The organism is Acinetobacter sp. 797_lipA, from assembly GCF_058243025.1.
This window is the reverse complement of record NZ_JBZAYQ010000001.1, coordinates 2,021,525-2,035,948: the sequence shown is the minus strand read 5'-3', so window position 1 is coordinate 2,035,948 and position 14,424 is coordinate 2,021,525. Positions and strand designations below refer to the sequence as shown.

Here is a 14,424-nt window from a genome sequence, read left to right as displayed (position 1 = left end):
TAATCAGTTGAAAGACGGCACTTCGGTGTCGTTTTTTTTGTGAAAAATCGAGTGAAAATATTCAATTTAATGCGGTTGCACGTGTTAGATTCGACAGTGTACTTTTTTACATGAAGCAAGTTGTTACATCACGGATTAAATCATAACGAACACAGAGTGTGAGGCATAAAAGGTTCATGTTGTATATTTGACAGCTTTTGATTGTTATAGCTCTTAAAATACTGGAATGTTTGCAAAGGGAAATTGAATGAAAATATATATTTATGGTGCTGGAAGCATTGGATGTTATTTAGGCGGAAGTTTGGCTGCAGCAGGTAGTGATGTTACTTTTATCACGCGTCCACGTATTCATGCAGAGCTTTCCCAATGGAGCTTAGTCTTAACCGATTATTTAGGCAAAAATATCAAACTTGCACCTCATCAACTAAAACTAACGATCGATCCTACTCAGGTTGTGGATGCCGATGTTATTTTAATTTGTGTGAAATCGGCGGCAACCGAACAAGTTGCGCATGAACTTAAAGAATATTTAGGGGCTAAAACACCGCTGATCATCAGCTTTCAAAATGGTTTAAGCAATGTCCCTATTTTAAAAAGAGTTTTGCAAGAGCAAATGATTTTAGAGGGAATGGTTCCTTTTAACGTAGCCACGCAAGAAGCTGGGCATTATCATCAAGGTACCTCTGGTGCATTAAGTGTTAAGCAATATCCGAATCAAAATTTGCTTGAGAATGCATTTCAAAAAGCAGGTTTAGAGATTGTTTTTGAAAAAGACATGCTGGCTGTGCAGTGGGCTAAGCTTTTACTTAATTTAAATAATTCAATCAATGCATTGTCAAAAAAACCACTAAAGGAGCAATTGTCGATTCGTAAATATCGCCAATGTGTGGCAATTGCGCAGCAGGAAGCTTTAGCACTGCTTGATTACGTACAAATTACACCTGCAAAATTAACTGCAGTTCCGACTCATTTGATTCCAAAATTGCTGAGTTTACCCAATCCATTATTTAAATTATTAAGTCGTAAAATGTTGGCAGTCGATCCGCTGGCTCGGTCGTCTATGCAAGATGATTTAATTGCAGGCCGTCCCACAGAGGTCGACTGGATTAATGGTGAGATTTTAAAACTCGCAGAACAATGTGGTAGACAGGCTCCAATCAATGCGCGACTCATAGAATTGATTAAGCAAGCAGAGAAATCATCGCCTTCATTTTCAATGAGTGCAGATACTTTAAAAGATCAGTTGAAATCTGCAGCGAAACAGTAGCTTGCGGTGACGTAGGTCATTCATACGCAAATCATTGAAGATTTATAAGGATCGTCTTTGAGTATGTCTGAAAAACCTGTATGTTAAACCTTGATTTATATTTTGATTGGAGAGAATAAGGTGCTTTGGGGAAAAGAAAGAACGGTAGAAACACAGCAACATGACATGCTCGATGAATCGCAGTTAAGTGTTTTTTATCCAAAAATCCAAGAATTTCTCAATCAAGTTAATCAAATCGTTTTAGATAAAAATCAACAAACCCAATTGGCCTTATGTAGCCTGTTAGCAGGTGGGCATATCTTATTTGAAGACTTGCCCGGTTTAGGCAAAACCACATTGGCCAGTAGCTTGGCCCATTTGGCAGGTCTTCAATTTAAACGGATTCAGTTTACCAATGACATGCTGGCAAGCGATGTGATTGGGGTGAATATGTTTAACCAAAAAGAACATCTGTTTGAGTTTAAGCAAGGGCCAATTTTTACACAAATTTTACTCGCAGATGAAATTAACCGCTGTAGTCCGAAAACGCAGAGTGCGCTCTTAGAGGCGATGGAAGAGGGTGTGGTGACAATCGATGCAAGTCGTTATGTACTACCGCAGCCTTTTTGGGTAATTGCAACGCAAAACCCACTTTTTCAAAGTGGAACTTATGCACTACCAGAGTCACAGCTCGACCGTTTTCTTATGCGGCTATCTTTAGGTTATCCATCCCGTCAGGCAGAAAAGGCTTTATTGCAGCAACAATCCCGTCATGACTTGATTCAGCAGTTGATGACAGTATTCTCTGAACAAGACATTCTTGCCTTACAAACTTTGGTGCCACAGATTTATTTGTCTGAGGAAGTCTTGGATTATATTTTAGATTTGGCGGCTGAGACCCGTAAAGGTCGACATGGGTTATCTACACGTGGCGTACTGGCTTTGAAGAAAGCAGCACAAGCCTATGCTTTGGTTAAAGCCCGTGCATTTGTTACACCGGATGATGTACAGGCTGTATTTGTCGCAGTCACCGCGCATCGAATAGGGCTGGGTGAAGCTGAAACTGAGCAACTGATGAAGCAAGTCAAAGTTCACTAATAGGATAAGCTGACGCATGCTGTGGCAAAACTGGATAAATAAACGCTTTCAATTCAAAGCTGAAAAACAACTGACCCAAAAAGATGTACTGGTGTTTATTTATCAGCAAGGATATGTATATGTGGTGATGATTTTAATCACCTTTATTGCAGGGGTGAATTATGCCAATAACTTAATATTAGCGTTTTGTTTTTTAATCAGTGCCGTGCTATGTATGAGTTTTTATTTGACCTTTAAACAACTACATGGGTTAAGTGTTGACCTTGTATTGCCTGAAATAGGGCAGGTTGAGAGTGCATTGCAATTACAAATGCATTTCAAACAACAACATTCACAGCCTCGATACCTTTGGCTCGCTTATGCTGATCATATAGAACAGTTGTTTATTCAAGATATCCATCAGGTGGTCGATTTTAATTTTTTTCCAAAAGAGCGCGGACAGTTTAGTTTTCCAGAGATTAAAATATATTCGACTTATCCATTTGGCCTCGTTCGTGCATGGAGTTATTTTTTTATCCAAGCACCTGTGTGGATAGCGCCTAAAGCTAAGTCTTTAGCGGCTGAAAATAAACAGCAACAGCACAGTTTTGAACCAGACATGGATGAATTTCGAGAATTACGAAATTTTAAAGAGGGCGACTCTTTACAGGCGGTTTCATGGAAACAAGTGGCACAAGGACAAGGTTTATTTATTAAAGTCTTTGAGCAACATCAGGATCAACACAGTTTAGACATTCACTATGCACATATGCCGAGTCCTTCGCATGAAGAAAAGTTAAGCTTGATGATGGGCTTGGTTGAACAATGTGAGCAGTTGCAGTATGCCTATGCACTGTATTTCCCCCATACTGAACTAGCCAAAGGGATAGGACGAGAACAATACCTTCAAGCCAAATTACTTTTGGCGCAGGCATAGCGAGAACAGTATGCATTCTTCTATTCGTATTGCCATTGTACTGACACTAAGTTTGATTTGGATCACACAACTAAGTTTTAGTCCTGTGCTATTGAGTGTCATTTTCGCTATTTGTATCGGTTGTCTATGGTATTTCATGAAATCCACGGGCAACCATTTCCCGAAATGGGCAATTTACATTTTGACCCTTGTTGCTCTAGCGGTCACTTTTTGGAGCTATCAAAGCTTTTTAGGGGTAGAAGCGGGCGTAGCTGTTTTAAGCATCTTTCTCTTTGCGAAAGCCTTAGAAACAAAAACGCAGCGTGATGTGATCATTTTGTTTAACTTTGCTTTATTTGTTGAGGCGAGTATGTTTTTACATAGTCAGTCATTTATGACGGCTGCCATGGTTTTGCTGTGTTTATTGAGTTGTTTGTTGGGGCTGTATCGAGTGCAAACCCATGCTTTTGCATCTGAAAACTCGAATCGTATGGCATTAAGGCAAGATGCAAAACACGTCATTAAATTTGTAGGTCTCGCACTGCCTTTTTTTGTGCTGCTGTTTATCTTTTTTCCGCGTTTACCCCCACTTTGGCATATTCCAATTCCTGAAAATAAAGCAGTGACAGGCATGAGTGACAGTATGTCACCTGGAGATATTGCGCAATTATCCCAGTCCAGTCATTTGGCTTTTCGTATTATTGGTAATGTCACTCAGCTCCCCAATCGTTCAGAGCTTTATTGGCGAGCGATGGTCTTAGATCAATATGATGGGCAAAAGTGGACCAGTAGTTTTCTTAATCAACAAGGCATTTCGGATGAGACATTAACTCAAATCTCTACATCCAAAAAATGGAACTATCAATATTTACCAGCTGATGTCGCGATTCCGTGGATTATGGCATTGGAATATTCACAACCCTTGGAGCGACATTATCAGCTACGCCAAGATTGGAGTATTCAGGCTTCTCGTCAAGTGCAGCGTGTGGAACCTATTGCATTGCAATGGATGGGAAATGTTCAATTTGCGCAAAGTGAATTATCTAAGATACAACGAAGCATAAACTTAAAAGCGCCTGAGCACATGGACTTGAAAGCGCAGCAATTGGCACAACAGCTGCTTAAGCAAAGTAACGAGAACCCGAAACGTTATATCCAAAATGTTTTGCAATGGTATCGCAACAATGGTTTTAGCTATACCTTGCAACCAGGTTTGTTGGGGCAGCATCGTATTGATGAATTTTTATTTCAATCCAAACAAGGTTTTTGTGAACATTATGCTTCTAGCTTCGTGATGCTGATGCGTTATGCAGGAATTCCAGCACGTATTGTGGTTGGGTATCAAGGTGGTCAGCCTTCACCAAATGCAAAAAGTTGGGAAGTTCGACAGTTAGATGCGCATGCATGGACGGAAGTCTTTGTGGATGGGCACTGGAAACGCTATGACCCAACAGCGATGATTGCACCGCAGCGTATTGAACAGGGTATGCAAGATTTAATGAGCCAAGATGACAGTGTTTGGGGGGAGGGTAGTCGATGGCATGTACAGCGCTATTCGGTATTAAACAAAATGCGCATTTGGAGTGACTATGCAAGTTACCAATGGCAAAGTAAGGTGGTTGGCTATAATGCAGAGACTCAACGAGGTTGGTTACAGAAGCTAGGACTCCAATCCAGTTATTCATTGGTATTGCTGATTATGATTAGCATAGGTGGGTTAGTTTTACTGTACTGGTGGGTTCTATTTTGGCGTAAAAGTGCTCAAACTTCTGAATACGACATGGTCATTCAGTCTTTTTCTCGAAGCTTAACAACTGAGCAGCGTAAACAAGATGCCGAAACGGTAAATCAATGGTTGTTGCGTTTAGCTCAAGACGTTAAGCCTGAACAGCAAGTTTTATTTCATCAGGCAGCTGATTATTATCAACAAATGCGTTATTCCAATACGTTGAATCCAAAAAATATTCAACAATTTAAAGGAATGCTTAAAACTTGTGCATCTGCTTTAAAAAACAAGAAATAGCGCTTGTCATACTTTTTAAAAGTGAATATTATGCTTTTACTTCAGGTGTATAGCTCAGTTGGTTAGAGCGCTACGTTGACATCGTAGAGGTCTCCAGTTCGAGTCTGGATATACCTACCAAGATTCTAAACGTTATGTTATAAGGGTTTTAAGCGAAAACAATAGCTTAAAACCCTTTTTTGTTGTCTTGAATAAAATCTACCCTTAACAGCACTATCCGCAAAATCGCTACTTTTTGCCGATAATGCCGTTAAATTTAGACCAAGATTAGACCAAGAATATAGAGTTATAGATCATGAAAATGCCTAAAGCGGTCAAGCGCGGTGAAAGCTACAGAATTAAAATAATGATTGCTGGAACCACATATTCAGCAACCAGAGATACCGTAAAAGAATGCGAGCAATGGGCCGCGCAAAAGATGCTTGAGGCAAAGGCAAATAAACTTTCTGAAGATCTAGGTGTAAAGCAGCACTATCCATTCAAAACACTTTTTCATAAATATTATGATGAGCATGGGCGGAAGCTTCGCGGATCCAAATACGTCAAAGAACAATTAGCGCCGTTTGATGAAAAGTTTGGTGCACTGGCAGATATGTCGATTCATGACATTACACCGAAGCATTTAACCGCCTGGCGTAATAAACGTTTAAGAGAGGTTGGGGCAAATACAGTTCTGCGAGAAATTGCGCTGTACTCATCGGTTTTTAGCTATGCAGTTAAAGAGCTTTTCTTATTGGAAAGTAATCCGTGGATGGGCATTAAAAAGCCAGCCAAACCTAAAGCACGTAATCGCCGTATTCGCGATGAAGAAATTCAGCTCATTCTAGAGGGATTGAATTATCGTGAAGGGCAAACACCGACATTACCAGAGCACTATGTTGCATGGGCATTTCTATTTGCATTGGAAACAGCAATGCGCCGTGGTGAAATTCTCGGTATTACCATGTCGGAAATTTATGATCGGCATGTTCATTTACCTAAAACTAAAAATGGTGATGCTCGTAATGTTCCTCTGACTAAAAAGGCTTTGGCACTTCTGGATCTAATCGATCATGGAGGGGATAAGTTGATTCCTCAGTCTGAGAATGCTTTTCGGTTAATGTGGGAACGTCGTAAAGAAAAAGTAGGGCTGGCAGATATTCATTTCCATGATACACGCCATGAGGCCATTACTCGATTTGTGAATAACCAAAAATTACCAGTAGAGGTATTGGCCAAGGTAACGGGACATAAAAATATTAAAGTCCTGGTGAATACTTACTACAACCCGGATGTTGAAGATATTGCTGATATGATGGATGCTTAAAATTAAAGCTTAAAAACAGTTAAAGACTTATTATTTAGAAATGAACTTGATGGCACGATTTATTTTCATCAGGTGATATAACAAAGCCCACTCGTTGAAGTGGGCTTTCATCTTTAAGAAGCTTATTCTGGTTTACTTTTTTTGCTACGCTTAGGATTAACTACACTAGCATCTACACTAAATGGTGTAGGCTCCTCAATTTTTGAAATATTGAAACTTCTAATACCAATTCTCATAGTTGGTACAACTTCTTCCTCGGAAGGCCCATCCATACCAGCACCAAAATTAAATTCGATTGCTGGAACATAATGACCTTCATTAATTTTTCTAGCTTTAATGATAAGAGTTACAACTTCTTTCATACTTAAAGCATTATTATCCATATCAGCTGAATGTGACATTTACTCTACCTTCAGGTGCATTCATAGTACGTGTATCAACAGCAAGGAATTGAGAAGACTTTGATGAAAGTGTTTCATCAAATTTAATAATTGTATGCTCAATTTTGTGATGATGTGTGTGATGTACTTCTCTAAGTAAATATAACTCTAATGCTGCAATAACTACTTCATTTAAATTTTTGCCTTCTTCATAAGCGCGGATAGCAGCAAGTCTATGTAGTTCCGAGCCAACTCTAACATTGAATGAACCGCTAAATGGTTTATTTGCTGGAGTTTCCGAAGTTTCACAATATTCTAAATAATTATCTACAGCCGTTTCAAAAGCCATACGGAGTTCAGGAATAGTATTCCCTTCATAAATAATTGAATCACTTATAAAGAGAATACGTCCAAATAAGCACTCATCTTCCAGACTGCTTTCTATAGAACCAGAATAGCCTTTGTATTTAAGGGTATTTGATTTCATTTATTTTTGCTCACGTGATCAATAGCATTAAGAGCTTCAGTAATCTGATATTTTTTTAGAATCCCAGAAGGGTGTGTCTTCGACATTCCAAATTTATATCCAGAACTATGCTCAAACATATAATGCGAGCCACTTTTACAAGTTTCATTAAACTCGAATTGCCTCATCAAGGTGACTAACTCGTCCCACGTAAAGTCTTTAGGCGAAGGTATTTTACGCAGTCTTTCAAGTAGTTTTTGCTTTCTTGACATCGCCTAGTATCCAATTTTATTAGCCAATATGCAACTAAAAAATAGTTGCAATTATTGTTTCTAATTGTGAGGCACACTTTTCGAAATTGCAATCAAGTTTTTTAATAAGTCTATTTTGTGTCAATTTTTCCTTGCTCGTCCACGTTTAGCCACAGGCCTAGCGGTTAAAATCAAATTCGCTTGCTCTGGATCATAAAGGCATTTACCGCGAGTACCTTTGTTGATCTCTGTACAGCGGTCACGAACAGCATCAACACTTATACCGTAGTATTGAGCCAGTTCAGCAGCTGATACCAGTTTTGGGCTTACATCCTTGATCGATACGATCTTTGCACCGCCAACTTCAGAACCTACAAATAGTTGAGGTGCTTCACCTTGTACAGTAATTTGAAAAATTCCCATTTAAGATACTTCCTTCTTAATATCAATTAACTCAAACGGTAATTTGGTATCCAAGCCTGTGCATTCATCCTTATATCCAAAACTTACAAGGATGTGATAAAGGGCAGAGGCTTGCTCCGCCGTGAATGTTTTGGTTGTGCCTGATTGACCTATGACGAGTGGTGAAAATTCTTCGGCAAGTTCTTGGGCGATGTGTTGGAGGTTAGTCATTAGTTTGATCCTGTGCTTCGCTTAGGTACAAAGATAGGATCTCAGTTCCAACTTCATACTTGGACTCGCCTTTATCAATATCATCTTGAGTAACTACATGATCAATTGAGTATTCAGCACTTCCAATAACTAGACCATAGCTAAGCTCATTAAACTCACCCATATCATTTACATGCCTGCCATCTGCCACCTGATCACGATACCAATCAAGATTTGCCTCGGCTTCTTTTTTAGCTTCGTCTAATGTGTCGTGATACTTAAACCCGTCACCATTAAAATCATGGCTAAAGTATTGAGCACCAGCTCTCGGCACCAAAACAAACCCTTCAGGCACCGCTTGAGCTTTGGCTGCTTGCCATGTGCACCAGCTTGAATTAATTTCATTCAGGGCTTCGCTATATTCCTCATCCCATTCAATTAGCTCATAAACATTTTCCAATTCGCTATATTGAATATTCGGCAAATATTTGAAATCCACACCTTGTGAAAGCAGGTGTTTTTCATGAGCAATTTTTTCTTTCTGAATATCCATCACACCACCTCAACCTTCAAAATATATTTCTGACCGCCACTGGTGAACTCAACCACTTCATTATTTGCAAGCAAGTAGTGTCCAACAGCTTCAATATTTTTAGCACTCATGCCGTTTTTGGCTCTAACTCTGCGTCTATCACATTCAAGACACGCATTTGACTTCACAGATCGTTCGAACGTGCTGCACTTTTCACATGCAGCGAAAGGCACATAAGTTTTCAATCCTTTCACTTCTGCATCTTTGCGAAGTTGAATGTTTTGCTTTAGACCACCAGTTGATACTGAAAAATTAAACTCAGCTTTGTGAGTGTTTTCAGCCTGTTTAATTTCGCCGCCATTTGCTAAAAACTGAGCAACTGCTTCCGAGTAATTGGGCTTAATTTTTGTTTCAAACATTACGCCACCTTCATTTCAATATAGTTAGAATCTTGGTGATTCACGTATTCTTCATACAGTGACTGGCAAGCTGCATTACCCGTTAAATCATTCTTTACAAACACATAGCTCAGCGATTTCTTTGTGCCTTTGCCTGAGAACGTGCAACTACCATCAGCCAGCACTTTCTTTACGTAGCCCAATAATTCAAGCCAAATCATGAAGGCAAGGACATGCTTGTTTTTAATTCTGAAGATCATCGATACCCCCACGTATTAACAAAGTTTTGGATACAGTCCTCAATCCCAAAGAGATTGATGTCGCTGTAAGTTTTTATCCGCCCGTTGTGCTGAATTAACAGCACACGGGTAATAGATGAGTAGGTGTAGCTCATGCAATCGCTCTCCCTTGTCCTTGGGTAGTATTGATGATGTGAGCTTTTACATTTTCAAAATGCTGGGCTTCAATGCCTAATAAGCTATCGATTCCTTGATCTTCACAATAGGTCATAACATCAATACCGACTTGCGCAAGGAGGTCTTGCAACTCATCACGTTGAGCTTCTGATATCCCATTAAATTCAGGAGGTTCTATCCATGTATCGCGGGGTATATCGAATGTGCAGCCGAGTACTTTCGCTCGAGCAAGCATTGCTTGACGCATGTTTTGATAATAAGTGTGTTCTTTGTCTAGTTTTAGGGTCTCGGTCAGGTGATTTAAGTCGCTTGCATAAACTGCTTCTTCGCAGCTTTGTTTCCAGTTATCCAAATCCTCAAGTGCTTTATTTAATGCAATTTGAGCAGGGGTAAGCGTGTTGATATGAGCCTTCGCATCTGCAATTAAGTCTGCAAGAAAAGTAGGGTTTAACTTAAGATCTGGTACCCAAACCTCACCAGTCTCGCCACCTAAAGCACCAGAATTTTTCGCATGGTGTGTTGGGGATGGCTTGAAGTTAATGACTCTCGCATTTTTACCTTCACCAGTAGTTACCGTGGTCAAATAACCCATGATGTCTGCAATACGGTAAAGTTCATTTCGATTCTTACCACCAAGCTCAGGACGGTATATGATCTGATCGCCGCTTTGGTCTTCTGAGGCATGGGCAATAAAGACGACATCCTTACCAAAACTTAAAAGCGTATTGATGTACTGCTTAAACTTCATGTTTGCTAAGCCTTGGGCTTTTAACTTGAGTGCACCATCTTGCTGACGGTTATTTGCTGTTTTGAGCAAATGTGTCTTGATGGATTCAAGCATTGCGCCCACAGTATCAATAACAACCGTATTGAAAGGTGCTAAGTCTTGTTCAGTAATGTTTTCAATATCTGACCACTGCTGAACAGGAACAACAGCTCCGCGACGAAGTTCACCAGTACGGTGTGCACCACGGTCAAAGTCAAACGAAATCGCTTTATCTGCAGTAAAGCCTAAAGACGTTTTACCAAGCCCCGGATCTGCATAGATGTAAGTAATAATCGCGCTTACGTTTAATGCTTGGTCTGCTGGAATAATAGGTATAGCCATGATTATTTCCCCTTATCTCGAACCAACCCAACCCATACGACGCTTAAAAGCCCTGCGTTCGCTGAGAGGAATGTGTGTACGTTGCAGTGCTATCGCTAACTCTTTACGTCGCTGAGCATCTTTAACCCAAGGCAGGCTCTCTAAGCTTTTGCGTAAATCACCATTAAGGCTTTCCTGTTTAAGCAACCAGCGTACGTATGGTTGGTCTAAATCAATAAGGGCGGTACCTTTATGCTTACCGAAGTTAATTACTTCGGGAGTTTGATTATTTAGCGCCATAAGATACTCTCCAGCTTACTTAGGGCCACTAGGTCTAATTCATCTTGAATTAAAAATGTTTTAACTTTCCCTCCAAAGAAATACTCTTTTCTTAAGCCTATTCCGTTGTGAATGAATCCATGGCTGCTACCCAGATCAAGCTCATCACACTCGTCAACAAAACTTGTCCCAAATACCTCTTCATACAATTCATCAAATTGATGCAAGGGCATGTAGTAGCTAGCGATGCGGCGATGTTTTAAAGCGGTAAGGTCTGCTGCGTCAAAAACATACTCAGGGAAGCCAAGGATGGAGAAGCAATTCTCCCTAAAACCAACTACTACAACATTTTCAGCAGTTAAGTCGACCATCGTTTCTTTACAGATTTTCACCCAATGAGGTGCGAAAATTAATTTGTCAAAATTAGTCATTAGCCTGCCTCCACTAAACGATGCTTTTCGATATAGCCTTTGATGAGGGCATTGAAGTTCTGATGGTCGATGTGGTTTGTGAAGTCGTTGTATGGATTGCCTAAGGCATCTGAAACGGTGACTTCATCAAGGCTGGTTACGTCTACAGCGGTGAATTCACCTCCTGGTACGCCGTAGCTGTCAGGAAATGCCTCAACTTCAAAACGTGCAGTAACGCGGAAACCATCTAAACGAATAATTGCTTCGCCGTGGTTTTCACCAGTCATACGTAATGCAAGGAGTTGATATTCGGATGGGGCTACGTTGGCGACGATAGGTTGAGCAGCTTGCGGTGCAGTTTTAAACCCACAGCTAAGCACACCTATTGTTACAGCAGCTACACCAAGAGATATCTTGATGGTATTGAAAGGGGTTAAGGTTTTGTTCATAATTGATCTCGCAGTTTCTGTAAAAGCACACATGATTTGACGGTCGGTGTGCTTTTTTAATGTCTGTGAGATAAATATGAACTAATGGTTCAATATTGTCAAGAACCAAAAGTTCAATAATATGCATAATTGAATTATTGGTTCTTATTTTGTGTTTTAATAGACAAAAGAAAACCCACCGCTGGGGTGGGTTAGGTGGAGTTTGTAAGAATGAATAAAAAAGAATTTAGAGCTAACTTATATAGAACGTATGTTTCCTCAGGCATGCATGATCATATATTAATCCAAAAAAATATCGAAATTGCGGAATCATTTGTTTTTGATAAGCATGGGATTACCGCATTTGATTTAAATAAAATCAACATAGCAATGGCTGAAGGAGCACACCAGTCAAATGGTTCTTATGCTCTAGGCAAAACTTGATTACTTCTTTTTATTCTTTGGTTTAGTAAGTTGAGGTCTGGAGTCAGCTACTGCCTCAACATCACTCAATCTTTGAATTATATGATCAAGCTTACTTCCAATATGATTATGCTCCATGACTGCAATTGCAACACCACATGAACAACATTGAACAAACCAAAATAAGAATTCAGAGTGTTTAATCTGTTTGCTTACAAGCTCAAATTCATGTGAACCACAACCACCGCACTTAGTCTCAGCCATATTTCTCTCCACCCGATCTGTTCTAAAGGACTGCGTCGGGTTCGCAGCTTTTATTCTTTTTCAAAGTCACTGATGACTTACTTTATAAACAACCTAAACAAACTCATACCGGCCCAGCTTCGCAGTATTTAATAGTTCTTCTTGATTACATAATTCTATTCTTGAAATAAAGTCTAAAGGCATAGTCAGTCTCTCAGCAGTAATGGTCTCGAAGTGAACCCAGATTGCAGCATCTTGATTCTCGAAGCTAATACTTACAAGTTTGACCAGGTCGTAAGGCTCACTATCATGAAGTAAGACAATATTGTAGAAATGATCTGTGCGTACATATGAGATAAGCATTTCATGAATAGCAGTTTGTTCATCACTGCTTAGCTCGCTGTATTTACTCACCTCAATGTTATTGTATTCTTTACTCATTAATCATTCTCATTACGTGATTAAGCCGCATATAGCGGCTCTTTATTTAATCCAGCCAGCAAAATTGATCAGGGCTATTTATATATCCGAATACTTTTCTAAAAAGTCATCCACCCAACCTTGTGCTGTATCAAGATTGGTTATATCTGCTAGTTTTAGATTGGTGCTTTCTGCTTCGTTAAAGCCTTCAATAATAGCTTCAAAGATATTTGCTTCACTAATGACCTCGTGTGCTATTTCCGCAGGGTCGTAGCTTTGTTTAGCTTTTTTAAGCGAGGCTATTTGTTTATCAATTCCTGCGCCAATTTTTTCTAATGCCAATTTGAATTCTTGACGATTAATTGTTAGCGCAGTTTTGGATTTATTAAGTGTTCCGATCATTATGCTTTCCTTCTTTAAGGACTTTTATTACACAAAAAGTTGAATTCGTTTAAATTTTTTATTCATCTCAATTTGGCTTTTATAGAATTTATCTTTATCAATGGCTTCAATAAAATCGTTAAAGGTACTGGCTTCAAGAAGTCTATAAATAAATCTCTCACCAGTCTTAAGAACCACGGTCAACAAGAAGTGCTGATAAAGCACGTAGCTGATATTGCGCGAATTTACTTCAATTCTTTGCATGTTTGGTATTTTGTTTCCTTATATTTGTGTGCTTTAAATAGCTTAAAACCCAAGCTTTGATGTGCTTAGGTTTATTCTTATTTATTAAAGCTTCTTAGGTGTTCAACTACTACTCCAATGATGCGAATCTCTTGCTGAGTTGAGTTCATGGTTGGAAAGTCAGGGTTTAATGGAACTAACTCAAAAGTCTCCCGCCCATGTTCGTCATAACCGATTGCACGGTATTTTTTAAATGTGGCTTCATGACTACCATTCTGAGCAATTACATAACAACCAGGATAGGGTGGTTTTGAGGCATCAACCACTAATTTGTCGCCAGGATTAAAGTCTGGCGTCATGCTTGCACCTGAAACCTCCAGCGAGAATACACACTCAGGTTTTGCACTCTGATAAGTAGTGTAAGTCTCACTTTTGGGATTGAGACCATCATATCCAACATCATGAAACAGTCCTGCTTGAACGTAATCCAATACGGGAATTTTGCGTAGAGGTGATGTATCAGGACGAACGTTGCCAAAGCTTGATTCTGGCGTTGTTTGAGTTGGGGGCTCTCCATCACCATTGAGTAACCATTCAGCAGATACGCCCAGAAATTTGGATAATTGAGGGAATTTTGACGTTTCAGGCATAGCTTCGCCTTTTATCCACTTGCCAGCCCCTTTATCTGATATCTCAAACTCTTTGCTGAGAATTCTTGCTCGACCACGAACAGGGTAGCCTTTCAGATCCATAGCTTCATTTAATCGTTTAGCAAAATCTTCTTTGATTTTATCTGTTGAAGTATTCATTAAAATTACCGATGAACCAATGGTTCAATAATAATAAGTATTGAAAGAACTATCAGTTCTTGTTAAAGTTGAACTATA

General features: G+C 39.5%; 22 protein-coding genes and 1 tRNA gene. 7 read left to right on the top strand and 16 right to left on the bottom strand.

Annotation, left to right across the window (positions count from 1 at the left end; translation table 11 throughout):
• The first annotated feature begins 247 nt into the window (after positions 1–247).
• The 6 genes from AC4CU2_RS10010 to AC4CU2_RS09985 all read left to right on the top strand — a co-directional run bounded on the left by AC4CU2_RS10010 (position 248) and on the right by AC4CU2_RS09985 (position 6,568).
• A complete protein-coding gene (locus AC4CU2_RS10010) occupies positions 248–1,267 on the top strand; it encodes a 2-dehydropantoate 2-reductase (RefSeq protein WP_490768764.1) in 1,020 nt (339 codons plus the stop codon).
• Between the two features lie 165 nt (positions 1,268–1,432).
• Positions 1,433–2,344 (top strand): AAA family ATPase, encoded by a 912-nt coding sequence (locus AC4CU2_RS10005; RefSeq protein ID WP_109439255.1) that lies wholly within the window; start codon positions 1,433–1,435, stop codon positions 2,342–2,344.
• Positions 2,345–2,360: 16 nt separating this feature from the next.
• Entirely contained in the window at positions 2,361–3,260 is a 900-nt protein-coding gene (locus AC4CU2_RS10000) for a DUF58 domain-containing protein (RefSeq protein WP_490768763.1), read from the top strand.
• 10 nt (positions 3,261–3,270) lie between these two features.
• Complete coding sequence (locus AC4CU2_RS09995) at positions 3,271–5,262, top strand: transglutaminase TgpA family protein (RefSeq protein ID WP_490768762.1); 1,992 nt, start codon at positions 3,271–3,273, stop codon at positions 5,260–5,262.
• 43 nt (positions 5,263–5,305) lie between these two features.
• A tRNA-Val gene (locus AC4CU2_RS09990) sits at positions 5,306–5,382 on the top strand.
• A gap of 175 nt (positions 5,383–5,557) precedes the next feature.
• Entirely contained in the window at positions 5,558–6,568 is a 1,011-nt protein-coding gene (locus AC4CU2_RS09985; protein ID WP_490768761.1) for a tyrosine-type recombinase/integrase, read from the top strand.
• Between the two features lie 122 nt (positions 6,569–6,690).
• Here AC4CU2_RS09985 and AC4CU2_RS09980 read toward each other — a convergent pair whose 3' ends face one another.
• The 11 genes from AC4CU2_RS09980 to AC4CU2_RS09930 all read right to left on the bottom strand — a co-directional run bounded on the left by AC4CU2_RS09980 (position 6,691) and on the right by AC4CU2_RS09930 (position 11,848).
• The gene (locus AC4CU2_RS09980; RefSeq protein WP_490768760.1) at positions 6,691–6,969 is read right to left on the bottom strand and encodes a hypothetical protein; all 279 of its coding nucleotides are present in this window, start codon (positions 6,967–6,969) and stop codon (positions 6,691–6,693) included.
• Complete coding sequence (locus AC4CU2_RS09975) at positions 6,953–7,435, bottom strand: type II toxin-antitoxin system HicB family antitoxin (protein WP_490768759.1); 483 nt, start codon at positions 7,433–7,435, stop codon at positions 6,953–6,955. The genes AC4CU2_RS09980 and AC4CU2_RS09975 overlap by 17 nt, the downstream gene beginning before the upstream one ends.
• Positions 7,436–7,806: 371 nt before the next feature.
• Positions 7,807–8,088 carry a hypothetical protein gene (locus tag AC4CU2_RS09970; protein WP_490768758.1) on the bottom strand — a complete coding sequence of 94 codons (282 nt, stop codon included), beginning with the start codon at positions 8,086–8,088 and terminating at the stop codon, positions 7,807–7,809.
• Positions 8,089–8,298 carry a hypothetical protein gene (locus tag AC4CU2_RS09965; RefSeq protein ID WP_490768757.1) on the bottom strand — a complete coding sequence of 70 codons (210 nt, stop codon included), beginning with the start codon at positions 8,296–8,298 and terminating at the stop codon, positions 8,089–8,091.
• Positions 8,291–8,830 (bottom strand): hypothetical protein, encoded by a 540-nt coding sequence (locus tag AC4CU2_RS09960; RefSeq protein ID WP_490768756.1) that lies wholly within the window; start codon positions 8,828–8,830, stop codon positions 8,291–8,293. Before AC4CU2_RS09960 ends, AC4CU2_RS09965 begins: the two co-directional genes overlap by 8 nt.
• Positions 8,830–9,228: a hypothetical protein gene (locus tag AC4CU2_RS09955; RefSeq protein WP_490768755.1), complete on the bottom strand. Its 399-nt coding sequence runs from the start codon at positions 9,226–9,228 to the stop codon at positions 8,830–8,832. Before AC4CU2_RS09955 ends, AC4CU2_RS09960 begins: the two co-directional genes overlap by 1 nt.
• Complete coding sequence (locus tag AC4CU2_RS09950; protein ID WP_004693788.1) at positions 9,228–9,467, bottom strand: hypothetical protein; 240 nt, start codon at positions 9,465–9,467, stop codon at positions 9,228–9,230. The genes AC4CU2_RS09955 and AC4CU2_RS09950 overlap by 1 nt, the downstream gene beginning before the upstream one ends.
• Positions 9,468–9,597: 130 nt before the next feature.
• The gene (locus AC4CU2_RS09945; RefSeq protein ID WP_490768754.1) at positions 9,598–10,731 is read right to left on the bottom strand and encodes an ATP-binding protein; all 1,134 of its coding nucleotides are present in this window, start codon (positions 10,729–10,731) and stop codon (positions 9,598–9,600) included.
• A 12-nt stretch (positions 10,732–10,743) separates the two neighbouring features.
• Positions 10,744–11,010 (bottom strand): putative quorum-sensing-regulated virulence factor, encoded by a 267-nt coding sequence (locus tag AC4CU2_RS09940; protein ID WP_336149989.1) that lies wholly within the window; start codon positions 11,008–11,010, stop codon positions 10,744–10,746.
• Complete coding sequence (locus AC4CU2_RS09935) at positions 11,001–11,420, bottom strand: hypothetical protein (protein ID WP_490768753.1); 420 nt, start codon at positions 11,418–11,420, stop codon at positions 11,001–11,003. The genes AC4CU2_RS09940 and AC4CU2_RS09935 overlap by 10 nt, the downstream gene beginning before the upstream one ends.
• Positions 11,420–11,848 (bottom strand): hypothetical protein, encoded by a 429-nt coding sequence (locus tag AC4CU2_RS09930; RefSeq protein ID WP_490768752.1) that lies wholly within the window; start codon positions 11,846–11,848, stop codon positions 11,420–11,422. Before AC4CU2_RS09930 ends, AC4CU2_RS09935 begins: the two co-directional genes overlap by 1 nt.
• A gap of 210 nt (positions 11,849–12,058) precedes the next feature.
• Between AC4CU2_RS09930 and AC4CU2_RS09925 the strand changes: the two genes are divergently transcribed.
• Entirely contained in the window at positions 12,059–12,271 is a 213-nt protein-coding gene (locus AC4CU2_RS09925) for a hypothetical protein (RefSeq protein WP_490768751.1), read from the top strand.
• On the opposite strand, the gene AC4CU2_RS09920 is transcribed toward AC4CU2_RS09925, so the two are convergent.
• From AC4CU2_RS09920 to AC4CU2_RS09900, 5 genes are all read right to left on the bottom strand, one after another.
• Complete coding sequence (locus AC4CU2_RS09920) at positions 12,272–12,514, bottom strand: hypothetical protein (protein WP_419274888.1); 243 nt, start codon at positions 12,512–12,514, stop codon at positions 12,272–12,274.
• Between the two features lie 93 nt (positions 12,515–12,607).
• The gene (locus tag AC4CU2_RS09915) at positions 12,608–12,934 is read right to left on the bottom strand and encodes a hypothetical protein (RefSeq protein ID WP_125273660.1); all 327 of its coding nucleotides are present in this window, start codon (positions 12,932–12,934) and stop codon (positions 12,608–12,610) included.
• A gap of 78 nt (positions 12,935–13,012) precedes the next feature.
• On the bottom strand, positions 13,013–13,315 hold the full coding sequence (locus AC4CU2_RS09910) for a hypothetical protein (RefSeq protein WP_490768750.1): 303 nt from the start codon (positions 13,313–13,315) through the stop codon (positions 13,013–13,015).
• A 27-nt stretch (positions 13,316–13,342) separates the two neighbouring features.
• Entirely contained in the window at positions 13,343–13,558 is a 216-nt protein-coding gene (locus AC4CU2_RS09905) for a hypothetical protein (RefSeq protein ID WP_490768749.1), read from the bottom strand.
• A gap of 77 nt (positions 13,559–13,635) precedes the next feature.
• Positions 13,636–14,346 (bottom strand): LexA family protein, encoded by a 711-nt coding sequence (locus tag AC4CU2_RS09900; RefSeq protein ID WP_242760358.1) that lies wholly within the window; start codon positions 14,344–14,346, stop codon positions 13,636–13,638.
• Positions 14,347–14,424 lie beyond the last annotated feature (78 nt).